Genomic DNA, 13,945 nt, shown 5'->3' on the forward strand with positions numbered 1-13,945 from the left:
ATCATGATGCCAGCCGTCGCTTCAGACGATGCGGATCTGGCTCGCCGCTTCGGCGGGTTGGAGCGGCTCTACGGCGTCCCGGGCGCTGCCGCAATCCGTTCGTCGCATGTGATGGTTGCCGGCATCGGCGGCGTGGGCTCGTGGGCCGTCGAGGCGCTCGCGCGAAGCGGCGTTGGACGTCTCACGCTGATCGATCTAGATCACATTGCCGAATCCAATATCAATCGCCAGATCCACGCTCTCGACGAGACGATCGGGCAAGCCAAGATCGAGGCGATGCGAGAGCGCATCGCGCGGATCAATCCTTCGTGCAAGGTACTGGCGATCGACGAATTCGTTGAGCCGGACAACTGGGCGACGCTGCTTGCCAATGCGTGCGAAGCGAACGGAGCACCAGCGGCCGTGATCGATGCCTGCGATCAGGTTCGCGCCAAGGTTGCAATGGCCGCGTGGGCTCGTGCAACGAAGACGGGTTTCATCACAGTCGGCGCGGCTGGCGGCAAGCGTTTGGCACACAAGGTCGACATCGACGACCTTTCCTTGGTGACGCATGACCCCTTGCTCGCGCAGTTGCGTCAACGCTTGCGCAAGGAGCACGGCGCGCCACGCGAAGGCCGGAAGATTGGCGTGACATGCGTGTTCAGCCGCGAGAGCGTGGCGCCACCTGACGCCTCTTGTGCAGTCGAGGGCGATGGCTCGCTCAATTGCCATGGCTATGGTTCGGTCGTGAGCGTGACGGCAACTTTCGGACAATGTGCCGCAGGCTGGGTTCTGGACCGGATTGCCCGAAACGGCACGCTATAATTTCTGGCTTTGCCGGATTCGAAGCCGGCAAAGATGCCTGAACAGGTAGGGGACGTTAGCTCAGTTGGTAGAGCAGCGGACTTTTAATCCGTTGGTCACTGGTTCGAATCCAGTACGTCCTACCATTTAGGCCCCGTCAGATAAGGAAAGCCTGCTATCGATTTGATAGCGGGCTTTTTGTTTGGTTGCTGCGGTGACAGTCTGGTGACAGTGCAAGGGTTGTATGCGCCGGTAGGGCGCGGAGGAGAGCTATGAGCGAATCCGAACCGAAGCAGGTGGCCCCGTCTATGCCTGAGGCCGCGACACTGGCCGACTTCCTAGCGGGCGTCCCGCCCGGAGTGCAGACGCGCATTCCCGGGGCTGGTCGTCTGGAAAGATGCGACCCTGTTTGCGATGGAGCTTCCGCGGCTAACACTGCACTGCGGGTCCGCCCAATGCGGCGGGACACGAGAGTTTGACTCGGAAAATCGGATCGAGAGCCGGGTCGGCAGTTTGTACAAGTTCGTTCACTACACGTGCCGAAACTGCGATCGGACAAGCAAGGTTTTTGCGTTGCATGTGCTTGCGACTGCGGCAACCCCTGACGCTTTGGTGATGAAATTCGGCGAGCGGCCGCAGTTTGGTCCCCCAACACCTGCGCGGGTGACAACATTGGTCGGCTCGGCGCGGGACTACTACTTCAAAGGCACCCGCTCGGAAAATCAGGGCCTTGGCATTGCCGCGTTCGCTTACTACAGGCGCGTGGTGGAAGATCGAAAGGCGGAAATCTTTGCAGAGATTCGTCGCGTTGCATCGAAGCTCGGGGGCTCAACTGAACTTTTGGCCGAGTTGGACGCCGCAGCCAAGGAACAGCAGTTCTCGGCCGCTGTCGCGATGGTCAAGCATGGAATTCCGGCTTCGTTGATGATCAACGGTCACAACCCGCTTACGCTGCTTCATGCCGCGCTCAGCGAAGGCCTGCATGCGCAAACGGATGCCGAATGTTTGGAGTTGGCAACGAGCATCCGCGTGGTGTTGACAGACTTCGTAGAGCGGGTCGGAAATGCACTTAGGGATGAGGCCGCGCTCACTGCCGCCGTGAGTCGGCTGATGAGCAAGCGACCTGCTCCATCCGGGCCGCCGCAGTCGGGCCAGAACGCCTGACACCCCTCTCGACAAAAAGAGAAAGGCCCGCGAGTAGCGGGCCTTGGTCCGGCCTTCTCAAGCCGGCACCGACCGTGATCGGGCAGCGGCGACGTGCGCCGTTAGAACAGGCTCATTTGGCCTGGTAGAGAGCGGCAGTGCTCGCAAACGTTCTCAAGCCGGCCAAGCCGGAAGCGAACGTAGGCACGCACGTGCACGCTGCGGGGGTAACCACACACCATGGCAAGTTCCCTCAGTCGCTGTCAGGGGAAGCCAGGCGGCGCTTGTCCTTCACCCCCGCAGCGCATACACTGCGGGCGTCCGTCCAAAGACATGGTGACGGCAATCAACTGCCCGACCCCGAAAAAGGCCTCTAGCTCATAACTGGAGGCCTTTCTCGTTGTGGACGCAGCACATATCGTGTCCTCCTTTCACTTGGGTTCTTCGGGTTCTTCGGGCTGCGATTCATCTGCGGCCGACTCTTTGTCCAGCGGCAGCAGAGCAGGGGGCGCCGCGAGGGGCGCATACGGCGGCAGGGTCACTGGCGGAAAGAGCGTTGGCGCAACTTCGCCGTGAGCCTCAAAGCGATCCTCATCGATAGCGGGGAACTTGTACGCGGCAAGTCCCCAGCCACGCTTTCGATCGGAATCGAACACCTCGCTGTCGGACATGATCTGCACCAAGCGGTGGCGCTCATTCGCGATGTTGTCGAAGCTGACCCCTTGTTCCTTCAGGCTTTGAAGGATCGCCTCGGCGGACATGCGCCGCCCACCGGCGAGCAAACGCTCCAGTCGGCCGATCAGATCAGAGCGCCATTCGCGTCGACTCTTGCGAGTTGTAGTGATTTCCGCGGTTGCAACCATAGTTGCCGGTGCGAGCGTTTGGCGTACCACGCCGCTGATCGGCGGGAGAGAGGCCCCGAACAGGGCGATCTGAGCAACGACAGCATCTCGCTTCGTCTGAAGCTCGCGCACCCGCTCGGCAGCGGCGGCCACGGCTGCATGCGCGCGATCAAGTTCCGCTTGTGCTTCCGCGCGCTCACGCTCAACCTGCTGCTGCAGGAGAGTCAGAGCTTCCGCGAGGACGTTCGTATCGGACATCCGCGGATCATACAGTAGAGGGAGGTTTCAGAGACGAATAATGTAACAAAACGTCTCTGAGTATGCGTTAAAGCATTGATTTTTCTAAAGTTTTGCGAGTTCGTCTTGTCTCTAATTTGATTTCGGAGACGAAAAATTTTCGTGATGAGGATGATGGTGTGTATTTGCGTACACGTGTTGTTGAGTTGCATGAAACGCTGCGGGCATCGCGTTCAGCCGTCGGTTGCGCATGATTGCTGAGGGTGCACGGACGCGGGGGGTCTCCGCGCTGCCCTGCCGTGCCAGGGTCAAACAACAAACCGCACTCACACCCCGCCGGATAGCGCGCCGGCATCGCGGGAAATCATTTCATTGCGCCGCTTGCTGCTGCTGGACAGCCTGGCGCAGCAAAGCCGCCGCCGTGCTACTCAAGGAGAGACGCGCGCCAGTGCGCTGCTCGACGGCGCGCTGGTGGAGCTTCAGGGCCTCGGCAGTAGGTCGGTCCAGCATGACGGCCACGCGCTGGTCGCAGCGGTTCCGGGCGGGCTTCGTACTCAAACCTCACCCCGCCAAGCGTTGACCCAACTCGGGCCGCGCGCGAGGCGCTTTGCTACCCGAACGTGCGCGCGAACGAATCGCCGCAGATACCTGGTTGCGGCTTCGAGTTGATCCGCATTCAGTTCGGGGTAGGCATCGGCAAGGGCCTTGCGCGTTTCATCGGCGCCATCGAACCAGGGTTGGCGACCAGGAACCTGGACCACTACACGGCGCGTTCGCCCCGTCTCGCAGCCGCGTAGATGAACGATGGCACAGTCAAGGTCAACACGGACGTGCGGCGGAAGATCGTCGGCGGCTTCAAGCCGGGGCGTCGGCACGCGAGGCTGATGGTTCAGCCGCTTCCTGGCGAATGCTTGGCGAAGTGTGTCCAGCATCACGCGGCGACCCAGAAATCGGATGTCGGAAGCAATGCTTCCAAGGTCACGAACACAGTGATTTCCATGTCGCCTCGGATCGAGGTTCGCTTGATGACGATTCGAATTTCATCGTTCACTGCTACAGCGGCACGGCCGAACGCTCCGACGATGCTGGGCGCGATGACATCGGTCAGATCGGCGCCGATGCCTGAGACGCGGAGATCGCCAGCGGCGCCAACCGTCGCGCCTTGGGCGGAGGTTCCACAAATCGCTTTCAACTCGTCGAAGCGAAGCCCCTGCGCGGCGGCCTTGCCAAGAGTGAAGGCTGAAGGCGTGGAAGCAACGATGGCTTCCAGCAAAACGCGGTCGCAGAGTTGCGCCAGGCCGAGAGACAGGGCGCGTGCCACGATGAATTCAGCATCGGCGTCTGACCGGTCCTTTTGCTCTCGTCGCGTGAGCGTGAACGAAACGGCGTGGCTTGCGGCGTCACCGAGGTTGATTTCTGCGCCGGCCAAGGGCAAGGGACTGGTTGCCGCATCGTCGCCATCGGCCACGATGGCGAATGCAGCCGGCGTTACTACCTCGAATCGCGCCGCACGCTTGTGCCAGGCGATCACATCGCCGTCTTGGACGGCCGGTGGAGCATCAGCGATAGGCAGCAGACGTGCCCCCGCTTGAAGGACGCGACTGGCGTTCATCACCACGTGGCTCATCGTTTGGGTGACGCCAGCGGGCACGCGCTGGGTGCTCTGCGAATCGAGTTCGCGCAACTGATCACCCGAGGGTGCGGGAAAGACATCCGAAAGTCGGAATGCACCCGCAACCGCTGGTTCCGTGGCGTAGACGTGGGTGGGTTCGTCGTAGCCTGGCGTGTGATGCTCGTGGAACCCAAGCGCGCGCCTTGCGCTGGCGAACAGGGACGGGAGTCCGATGGTTTGCGGCGCCGCGATGGTCGGCTTCCGATGGCGTTCGAACTGAGCGAGGACATCCGCGCTGGTCGCGCGAGAAACGTCAAGCGGGGTCGATGTGAAGGATTGCCCTTGGAGGTTTGCGTGCATGGGGACGATTGGTTTGATTGAAGCGTTGGTCAGCTGTTTGCAGCTTTGTGCATAGGTGGCAGTCTCGAAGACTTGTCTCGTTCGATCCACCTGGGGGATTTCCGCCGCGTGATCAGTGTTCGGGTGTCATGTGTGCCCCATCAGGGCCTGGGCCGCGCCGAGTGCCTTCATGGCTTCGGCAAGAGAAAGGCCATTGCGTTTAAACAGCCCGCCGAACGCTTCCGCGTCCGCATCAGTCACCGCTTGATCGTGGGATTGCAGCCAGCCAGCGGCGACGATGACATGTACGGATGGCGTCGGCCGCCAGCGCGCGGAAACCTTGCGCCCACATACCAACCAGGTCGCCCAACTGAAATCGAACCGGCCGCGATTCAGCCGGGGCAAGTCGCCGTCTTCGGCCCACATGCGAACCGTTCGCGCGGTGACATCTAGGACACCTGCGATTTCGGGCGCAGTCATGGAATAGATAGGTTCAGTGCTCATGGTTCTCAAAGAGGAAACGGAAATGGGGTTTTGGGGCCACGCAGATATCGAACGTCGCGGGATCGATGACCCCGCAAGGGAAGGGGGCCGAGGAAGGACCCATGCGCGTTGCTGGGCCTCATGCGTGCAGTTCCAGCACGTCGATACCGTTGCCGCAGTCGCCGCGATACATGCATGCAGCCTCAACGGCCTGGCGGGCGTTTCCGCCCATGTGCAGGACACCCCTGGCCACTTCGCCGCCAGAGCCGGCCACCATGGTCGAGTCATCGAGTGGCACCGGGTAAGGGCCGCTCACGTACTGCACGAGGCTGCCATCGGGGCGGATCGCCCACAGTTCTGCCTCTGATGCGCGCGCCGACTGTGGAAACGCTTCAGGCGTGGCACCAGCCAACCACCACTCACGCAACTCGTTGATGGTGTCCGCCTTGCCAGACCCAGCCAGGAGGGCGCCGCACGGCGCGCGCATGATCTTCGTGACGGTGCTCACTCGGCCGCGATGGTCGGTCGCGCGCTTGTCTGCGGCCAGAGTGCAACCGTCCCATGCGATTACCGTCATGGCCTGGCCCCAGCCGCTTCACCTGCGGTAACGGTAACGGTGGTAACGCTGACTTGCATAGGGCTGGAATAAAAACGGTGTGTTTGGGTCTTATAGGTTTGGCTGTTACTGCCGTTACCGTTACCGGTGTCCTGACTCATACGACACCCGCCAGCACTTCGGCTGCGCTGCGGGTTGTGAAGGTCCCTGCCCGTGCTCGCCCCGCCTCTACCGCAACATCAGAGGCAGGGGCATCGACCCAACGTGCGTGATTGCGGAGCACCCAGCAGCGCGTCACTTGGCGATTGACTTTCAAGGTACGCGGGAAGTTGATCGCGCCGATTTCGTCCAGCACTCGACGCATGGCAGGCGTAAGGCTTTTCTCGGCGCCTTCACTCAGGATCGCAGCCGCATCGGCATTGGTGATGACATCGGCGGGCCAATGCGCCGCGATTTCCTCTGCGTGCTTTTGCGTCAACGACTTGGAGGCGCCGACAGCCGCGCGCTTGGCTTCATTCATCGGCGGACGCTCGCCGGGATTGAACGCGCTGATATCGCGTGCCCGCAGCCACACGCCCACGGCATTGATGAACTCGCCATCTTCCAGCAGTGCATACAGCCGGGTATAGGCTCCAGGCGAACGGGGCGGTGCGTCATGCCGTAGCACGCGCCAGCGGCGGTCTGTATCGTTCAGAGGCAGCGCGTTGTCGTGGTTGCTGAACACAAGCCAGCGGCAGGAGTTGTGCTCCTTGAACTGGCGGCCGAACTTCGGATTGATGCCGCGTTCTTCAGCATTGACGATGCTTTTCAGGCGGTTGGCGTGCCTGAATTGATTTTCGCCGCCGCCTTCTTGCACTTCGTCCACCATCGCCAGCACGCGCCCCGCAAGTGCTCCGTTGAACTGGCTTTCCAGTAGTGCCGGCAGGTCCACGTTCGGAGCCACGTAGCCGCGCCACACACGCGCCAACACGCTTGCCAGCCAGTTGCGACCTGTGCCGGTGTTCTTCGCGATATGCAGCCACCCGTAGTGTGGAAGCACGCCAGGCCATTGCTCGATGTGCGCCAGCCAGTCTAGGAAGGCGGTTCGCTCGGTCGCGTCAGGGATCAGATATGCCACCTGGTCGATGAATGGCGCTACATCCGCAGTTGTCGGCCACCGTGCGATCGGCCGCCACGAGTTGAGTGCCATCAGGCCATCAGGATCACTACAGATTGCAGGCGCACCGGCATGAAAGGTCCGCGTATGCACAGTTTTTCGCGCGCTGTCCTGCTTCCATTCAACGGCGTGGTGGATGCGTTTGCGTCGGCCATCCTCGCCTATCTTGAACGTGGCGCAAGATGCGGTCAGGTCGCAGAACTCGCCGAACGCCAGCACCCATCGCGGGTTGCTGATGCGCCCAACCTGGCTACCGCTCGCGATCCACACGCAATCATTGAGCATTTCCTCGACCGATAGCGACGGCGGCGCGGTGTCGCGCTCGGTGTCCTGCAACTTGGCGTTCTCGTCCTGCTGCTGACGGCGCCGGCTTTCGTCGCGGGCGTTGTTGTCCCCCGGTATCGCGTCAACCAGTCGTAGCAGTGCGTCCGCAGTTCCGCCGGCTTCCAGCCAGTCCGATACGTCCCCCTTGGGCGGCAGGCCCGGAAGCTCCAGCGTGCGAACCTCTGCGGCCACTCCGCGCAGCTTTCCTGTCACCAGTCGCGCATGCTCGCGCCCTGCATCGTCGTTATCCGGCAGGACCACCACATGGCGGCCACTGAAATGTGGCGTCAACTCGTCACGCCACTTGTTGGCCCCGCCCGCGTTGCACGTTGCCACCAGGCCGATGGCGGCCAGCGCGTCAGCGTCTTTCTCGCCCTCGACAACGAACACCTGCGCATCGGGTTTCGCCACAAGATGGGGGAGGCGATACGGGACTTGGCGCACACCTTTGACGCCCCAGGTACATCCACCGCGACCATTGGGCCTGCGCTGTTTAAACGTCTTGGGATGGAACCGACAGACTTCAAACAGCACCTGGCCGTCTTCGTCCAGATATGGATACGTCTTCACTAGGCGGGGCTGCTGCTCTGACTCCTCGGGCAGCTTGATGCCTTCGCGTTCCATCCACCGCACTGCCTGCGCCTTCGTGTCGGCCTCGCCGCGATGGACGATCAGGTCCAAGACCCCGCCACCGATTCCGCGCTCGTTGTCGAACCACGTACCTTTGATCAGGTCCACGGACATGCTGCCGCGCTTGCCAAAGCGCAGTTCGGTGGATTTGCTCAGGCTGGTATTTGGTTCGCCCAGCAACACCTTAGCGACTGTCCCGGCGAATTGAGCGAACTCATCATGAAATGATTTCAGCGACCTCATTCGCCAGCCGCGTCCCATTCGGCTGCTGCTTGATCAATCGCGCGTTTGAGAATTTTTCTGGCCTCAGCCTTGCTCAGCTTCGAGTTAGAAAAAATTCCGAACTTCGTTCGCTCGTGAATTGCGGCCGGAGAGAATCCCACTGCGAGCATGGAAAGAGCCAAGGCATTGCCACCACGAAAATGGCGCTCCTCCTCGTCTTGAACGGTCATCGACACTTCACGTGCGATTTCGCTGTACTGGCGATTGAAGTGCTCGGCGGTTTCTTTTGGTTTGTCTTTGGAGAGAATCATTTGGGCTCCCCTTATTTGCTATGGGAATGGCGCCGCGATGTCTCCAGCCGCGTACGCATCCAGGCTTGTACTTCGTTGCGTTCCCAAGCAACCGCTCGGCCGCCAACGCGCACAGGTTGAGGGGCTTCGCCTCGGGCCACCATGGCATACCACTGCGTCTTCCGCAAACCTACTTGTGCCAACGTTTCAGGCAATCGATCAAATTTCAGTTCTCGTTTTTCCATTTTGAATACTCGCGACTGGTGCTGAGATGCCCGATTAAGATCGAAGCGGTTCGATGTGTCTACGGGGTGCCCTTACGAATCATTTCCGCCGGTAAAGGTTTTTGAGTTAATTTCCCAAATTTATTTTTATCTCGAATCCCAGGCTGATTGAGTTTGTCTATGTAAAGGTGTTTAAACAAAAAAGCCGGCGCAGGGCCGGCATTTACTGAGGTAAAGGAATTCGACTGAAATTATTTCTTCGCGTTGAGTAGTTTTTCGAGGGTTTCGAGCGCATTGAGCTTTTCGGGGGCGTAGTCGTGGCCGTCATAGTGGCGTGCTTGCACCCCGCTGATACCGTGCGACTGGAGACGGCCTCGAATCTCCTGCGAAACCCTGGCGCTGGCTAGCAAGGTTTCCACGCCGGACCTAACGCGCTTCGCCTGGAACTCTGGCAGCGTGTCTTTGACCGCTTCGACCGCCCAGGCCGCAAGCGTCGTCGCAGCCAGGTGGGTTTCGCCGCCATCGGTGGAAATGGCGAATTCGCCGGCCGCCCTGCACTCGGCAAGGGCGCGATTGGCGGCCTTGGTTAGAGGAACCGCATGAGGCCGGGGAGGGCGGCCAGGGCGGCCTTTGCCATCGTGCAGCAGGATCGACGCCGCCGTGATGTTCGCCGTACGGAGGTTCACCAGTTGTTCGATGCGCTGGCCCCCAGTCAGTAGGTGCAGGCGGAGTGCCGCGCCCTTGATGCCATCAAGGCCCCTGATGGCTTGCCAGTAGGTGCGCAACTCGTCAGCGGTCAAAGGGTTCTTGTCGGCCTTGTTCGCGGCTTCATCGGGCTCCGTATCGGCTACGGGGTTCGATGTGATGCCGTAGGCCTTGAAGCGCAGCGGAATGCTCGGCTTCGTGCGTGCGGCCTTTGCCATGGCAAACGCAGCGCGCGCATAGCTTCGCAGCTTGTTGGCGGTGCGACCTTTGTCGGCCTCGATCAGCTTTCGCATCATGTCAGCGAACTGCTCGCTGGTGACAGATGCTGCGGGACGGCGGGCGACATCGGGCCAAGCCTCACGGACGTGGAGCTTGAAGATACTCCGCGCGTCCTTGTGCGCCGATCGGCCAAGCGTTTCCAGGTGGTCGCAATAGTCGGTCAGCAGCGCGTCTAGCGTGTAGAGCCTTGCATCCTCTTTCGCCTGCTTCGCGGCCTTTGCAGCGGCGCGATGGCCGCCCTCGTCGATAGTCGCACGGTGTCGGTGAGCCAGGTCTTCAGCCGCGCGAGTGGCTGCCTGGACGGAATAGCCTCGGTCTGTCGGCTTGATGCTTTTCGGCGGCGCGCCTGAGTCGTAGGGACCGATTGGCACGCGATCCGTCTTGCCATCGAGCGTGTAGCGCCAATAGAACTGAACGCCAGCGGCAAGTCGCCGCACTTCCAGTGAACCGCTGGGGTTGACCTTGCACAGCACAGCGAAGCTGCCCTGGCTCAAGCCATTGATGATCTGTCCTGGTGTCATCCGTACTTTGATCCTTTCTGGCGCCGTGACAGTCTGGTGACAGAAACGGACCGGATGGCATTGTACGGTTACGGACTCCAGAGAACGATTTTCAGAGGGAAGAATGCGTTGGTGACAGTTCGTAGAAGTTCGCTGAATTCCGCTGATGGGGGACTTTTAATCCGTTGGTCACTGGTTCGAATCCAGTACGTCCTACCAGTCAATCGCACACAACAGGAAATGCCTGCTATCGAGATATCGGTAGCAGGCATTTTTCTTTGCGGCTTGTCGCTCTACGAAGGAGAGCCAGGCGCCGGTGTTGGATTGTCCGATTGCGGCTTGGGCGGCTGTTCCGGGGTGTTCGGCGAGGGCGCGCGCCGCTTGCAGATCATGCGGCCGGTCTGCCGGTCCCAATTGCAGGACCTCGATTTATTCGACGACGATGCCGCCGCGGCAAATTCGGGCGCCAGCAAGGCGAAGCAGGCGAGGGCAATGAGGGGAAGGTGTGGTTTCACGCGGCCAGCTTACACCGTGATTGCGGCGCGCCCAAATCCGGTTCAGTCCGGGGTGGAGGCCGGACCAAGAAAAAAGGCCGCGGAGGCGGCCTTTTCAGATGTCAATCATGCGGGAGCGTCATTGTCATGCATTGATGGCTGTCGGGAGCCCGACATGCTGGTTACGAGCCCGACGGCGCCGGCGCGAATCAGTTCCTGTCGAAGCGCGGCTTCGAGCAGGCGACGCGCCGTATCCGGCCTGTCATGGTCGTACTCTTCGTCGAGTTCGCAATGCAGGTAGTAGTCGACCCGAGCCATCAGTCGCTCTACCGACGCTGCAAGATCTGTCTCATTCATCTTCCGCTCCTCCGTCTTCATCGCGCGGAAAAACCTTGCTTGACCCCACACCCCAGCTCTTGCTTATCAAGCCTATGGCTCTGCTTGAGCTTGTGCATTATCCCCCGTTCGCTCAATTGCGTAATTCTCACTGTCGTGCTAGTCCAACAGGTCAGCATGGATAAGCGGCTCGGTCGCTCACTCAGTCGCTCGGCGTAGCCGGAGGCGGTGCCAGGCGCCACTCAGCCGTGAGGTGCGCTTGGGCTCGGGACGCAGCTCCGGTCCCGTGATTGGCGAGGGGAGCAGATGGCGGACGGACTGCGCCACCTTCACGCAGTCCTTGATGTGCAGCTCGCCGAGCGCGCGCAGAGCGGCGTAGCTCAGTGTGGCCGAAACAGCCTGCCCGACGATGGGTACGTATTTCGCTGCCTGCTGAGCTGTCAGCTTGACGCCGGCATGGCGCGCGAGCTTGATCAGCAGCTCCCGAGTCACCAGTCGGCCGACCAGCAGTGCGCCGACAGCGCCAGCGGCTTTCTGGATGCGCTCGCGGTCGTACGGAGCGAGCCGGTCGAGCTGCGTGACGGAAAGGCCGAACTCGGCGCTGATCTGAGGGATGACCCGCGACAGCAGGGTCGCATCGGCCGCCCAGTCGAGGCCCGGCACCGGAACCGCACCAACCGCGGCTGCCATCATCGCCTTGCGGCTGAGCACCCGCCGGCTGCGACGGATGGCAGCGATCAGCTCGGGATCGCCCTGTGCAAGTTCAACGGCGGACGGCATGTCCGCACCTTATCAGACTCAGGCGAGTGCTTCGAGCTGATCGGACAAATCCAGCCAGCGCTCCTCGAGCTGCTCGATCTCGTCGTTCAGCGCCTTCAGTCGCTTGCCGGCTTCGGCGATCTCGGGTGCTGGCAACGGTTTTGCCAGACGCGCTTCGATGGCGATCTTCTCGACACCGGCGTCGGCGAGCCGCTGGTCGATCTGGGCGAGCTCCCGCTTGAGGGGTTTGGCGCGCTCGTTGCGTTGCTGGCGGTCCTGCGCGTCCTGTCGACGCTGGTCTTTTCCGGCTGCGGGCGCTTCTTGCGCGGCGGGGGCGGTTTCGACCGGCGCGGCATTCATTGCCGCCTTGGCTTCTTCGCGAAGACGCCGTGCCTCTTCCAGCAGATAGCGCTGGTAGTCATCCAGGTCGCCATCGAAGTCACCGACCACGCCCCGGCCGACAAGCCAGAACTCGTCGCACACCGAGCGCAGCAGCGCCCGGTCGTGGCTGACCAGCATGAGCGTGCCTTCGAACTCGTTGAGCGCCACCGCCAAGGCCTCGCGGGTCGCGAGGTCCAGATGGTTGGTCGGTTCGTCGAGCAGAAGCAGGTTGGGGCGCTGCCAGACCATCATCGCGAGCACCAGCCGCGCCTTCTCGCCGCCGCTCATGGTGCCGACTGGCTGCTTCACCATGTCGCCGCTGAAATTGAAGCTGCCGAGGAAACCCCGTAGGTCCTGTTCGCCAGTGCGCTCCCTGACCGCAGCGCCGAGTTCGCGTGCAAGTCGAACCATGTGTTCGAGCGGCGTGTCCTGAGGCCGGAGCACATCCAGCTCCTGCTGTGCGAAGTAGCCGATGTTGAGGCCCTTGCCCTCCGTGATGGTCCCGGCAATCGCGCCCATGTCGCGTGCGATCGTCTTGACCAGGGTCGACTTGCCTTGGCCGTTGGCGCCCAAGATGCCGATCCGCTGCCCGGCCAGCACCGAGCGGTTCACGCCGCGCAGGATGATCTTGGTCGGCTCGTCCTCGGATTGATAGCCGAAGCTCCCGTCGCTGATCGTCAGCATCGGGTTCGGGATGTTGCCCGGCTCCTTGAACTCGAAGCTGAAATCGGCTTCCGCCAGCAGCGGTGCGACCTTTTCCATGCGCTCGAGCGCCTTGACCCGGCTCTGCGCCTGCTTGGCCTTGCTGGCCTTGGCCTTGAAGCGGTCGATGAACTTCTGCAGGTGGGCGATCTTGTCTTGCTGCTTGGCGAAGGCGGCCTGCTGGAGCTCCAGTTGCTGGGCGCGCAGCGTCTCGAAGGCGCTGTAGTTGCCGCCGTAGCGGTTCAGGCGAGCGTGTTCGATATGCAGCGTCACATCGGTCACTGCGTCGAGGAACTCCCGGTCGTGGCTGATGACGATCATCGTGCCGGCGTACTTCTGCAGCCATGCTTCGAGCCAGACGAGGGCGTCCAAGTCCAGGTGATTGGTCGGTTCGTCGAGCAGGAGCAGATCGCTCGGGCACATGAGCGCGCGAGCAAGCTGAAGGCGCATGCGCCAACCACCTGAGAAGCTGTTGACCGGCTGGTCGAGTTCGTGCGGCTTGAAGCCCAGACCGAGGATCAGCGCCTGCGCGCGAGGCACGGCGTCGTGCTCCCCGGCATCGGCAAGGTCGGTGTACGCATGGGCGAGGGCCATGCCCAGGTCGGCATCGTCGGGGTCGGCCTCGTGCCCGGCCTCGGCGGCGGCGAGCACTTCACGCAGTTCGACCAGCCGGGTATCGCCGGTGACAACGAAATCGGTCGCCGATTCGTCGGTCTCGGGCATGTTCTGCGCGACCTGCGCCATGCGCCATTGCTTCGGCACCGAAAAATCGCCGCCGTCTTCGTGCAGCGTGCCGTTGAAGAGCGCGAACAAGGTCGACTTGCCGGCGCCGTTGCGCCCAACCAGCCCGACCTTCTCGCCGGGGTTGATGGTGACGCTGGCGCCGTCGAGCAGCACTTTGGCGCTGCGGCGCAGGATGACGTTCTTGAGGGTGATCATGGCATTGCC

At 61.8% G+C, this 13,945-nt stretch carries 13 protein-coding genes and 1 tRNA gene; 3 read left to right on the forward strand and 11 right to left on the reverse strand.

Going from position 1 to position 13,945, the window contains the following annotated elements; all coding sequences use genetic code 11:
* The first annotated feature begins 3 nt into the window (after positions 1 to 3).
* The 3 genes from FHW64_RS03195 (at position 4) to FHW64_RS03205 (ending at position 1,947) form a co-directional block, all read left to right on the forward strand.
* Positions 4 to 804 carry a ThiF family adenylyltransferase gene (locus FHW64_RS03195; RefSeq protein WP_184522995.1) on the forward strand — a complete coding sequence of 267 codons (801 nt, stop codon included), beginning with the start codon at positions 4 to 6 and terminating at the stop codon, positions 802 to 804.
* A 49-nt stretch (positions 805 to 853) separates the two neighbouring features.
* A tRNA-Lys gene (locus tag FHW64_RS03200) sits at positions 854 to 929 on the forward strand.
* 469 nt (positions 930 to 1,398) lie between these two features.
* Positions 1,399 to 1,947: a hypothetical protein gene (locus FHW64_RS03205; RefSeq protein ID WP_184522997.1), complete on the forward strand. Its 549-nt coding sequence runs from the start codon at positions 1,399 to 1,401 to the stop codon at positions 1,945 to 1,947.
* A 410-nt stretch (positions 1,948 to 2,357) separates the two neighbouring features.
* On the opposite strand, the gene FHW64_RS03210 is transcribed toward FHW64_RS03205, so the two are convergent.
* The 11 genes from FHW64_RS03210 to FHW64_RS03260 form a co-directional block, all read right to left on the reverse strand.
* Positions 2,358 to 3,026 (reverse strand): hypothetical protein, encoded by a 669-nt coding sequence (locus FHW64_RS03210; RefSeq protein ID WP_184522999.1) that lies wholly within the window; start codon positions 3,024 to 3,026, stop codon positions 2,358 to 2,360.
* 910 nt (positions 3,027 to 3,936) lie between these two features.
* Positions 3,937 to 5,067: a hypothetical protein gene (locus tag FHW64_RS03215; protein ID WP_184523001.1), complete on the reverse strand. Its 1,131-nt coding sequence runs from the start codon at positions 5,065 to 5,067 to the stop codon at positions 3,937 to 3,939.
* Between the two features lie 36 nt (positions 5,068 to 5,103).
* Complete coding sequence (locus FHW64_RS03220; protein WP_184523003.1) at positions 5,104 to 5,460, reverse strand: hypothetical protein; 357 nt, start codon at positions 5,458 to 5,460, stop codon at positions 5,104 to 5,106.
* A 118-nt stretch (positions 5,461 to 5,578) separates the two neighbouring features.
* Positions 5,579 to 6,016, reverse strand: a complete 438-nt coding sequence (locus FHW64_RS03225; RefSeq protein ID WP_184523005.1) for a hypothetical protein — start codon at positions 6,014 to 6,016, stop codon at positions 5,579 to 5,581.
* A gap of 136 nt (positions 6,017 to 6,152) precedes the next feature.
* Positions 6,153 to 8,366, reverse strand: a complete 2,214-nt coding sequence (locus FHW64_RS03230) for a DUF5906 domain-containing protein (RefSeq protein WP_184523007.1) — start codon at positions 8,364 to 8,366, stop codon at positions 6,153 to 6,155.
* Positions 8,345 to 8,638 (reverse strand): hypothetical protein, encoded by a 294-nt coding sequence (locus FHW64_RS03235; protein ID WP_184523009.1) that lies wholly within the window; start codon positions 8,636 to 8,638, stop codon positions 8,345 to 8,347. Before FHW64_RS03235 ends, FHW64_RS03230 begins: the two co-directional genes overlap by 22 nt.
* An 11-nt stretch (positions 8,639 to 8,649) precedes the next feature.
* Entirely contained in the window at positions 8,650 to 8,862 is a 213-nt protein-coding gene (locus FHW64_RS34800) for an AlpA family phage regulatory protein (RefSeq protein WP_184523010.1), read from the reverse strand.
* Between the two features lie 230 nt (positions 8,863 to 9,092).
* Positions 9,093 to 10,319 (reverse strand): integrase, encoded by a 1,227-nt coding sequence (locus tag FHW64_RS03245; RefSeq protein WP_260303617.1) that lies wholly within the window; start codon positions 10,317 to 10,319, stop codon positions 9,093 to 9,095.
* A 626-nt stretch (positions 10,320 to 10,945) separates the two neighbouring features.
* Complete coding sequence (locus FHW64_RS03250; protein ID WP_184523011.1) at positions 10,946 to 11,176, reverse strand: hypothetical protein; 231 nt, start codon at positions 11,174 to 11,176, stop codon at positions 10,946 to 10,948.
* A gap of 177 nt (positions 11,177 to 11,353) precedes the next feature.
* Positions 11,354 to 11,935, reverse strand: coding sequence for a hypothetical protein (locus tag FHW64_RS03255; protein ID WP_260303618.1), 582 nt, complete (start codon positions 11,933 to 11,935; stop codon positions 11,354 to 11,356).
* 18 nt (positions 11,936 to 11,953) lie between these two features.
* Positions 11,954 to 13,936 (reverse strand): ABC-F family ATP-binding cassette domain-containing protein, encoded by a 1,983-nt coding sequence (locus tag FHW64_RS03260; protein WP_184523012.1) that lies wholly within the window; start codon positions 13,934 to 13,936, stop codon positions 11,954 to 11,956.
* Positions 13,937 to 13,945 lie beyond the last annotated feature (9 nt).

It is taken from the genome of Variovorax sp. Sphag1AA (assembly GCF_014192575.1).
In the GTDB taxonomy this organism is placed as follows: domain Bacteria; phylum Pseudomonadota; class Gammaproteobacteria; order Burkholderiales; family Burkholderiaceae_C; genus Variovorax.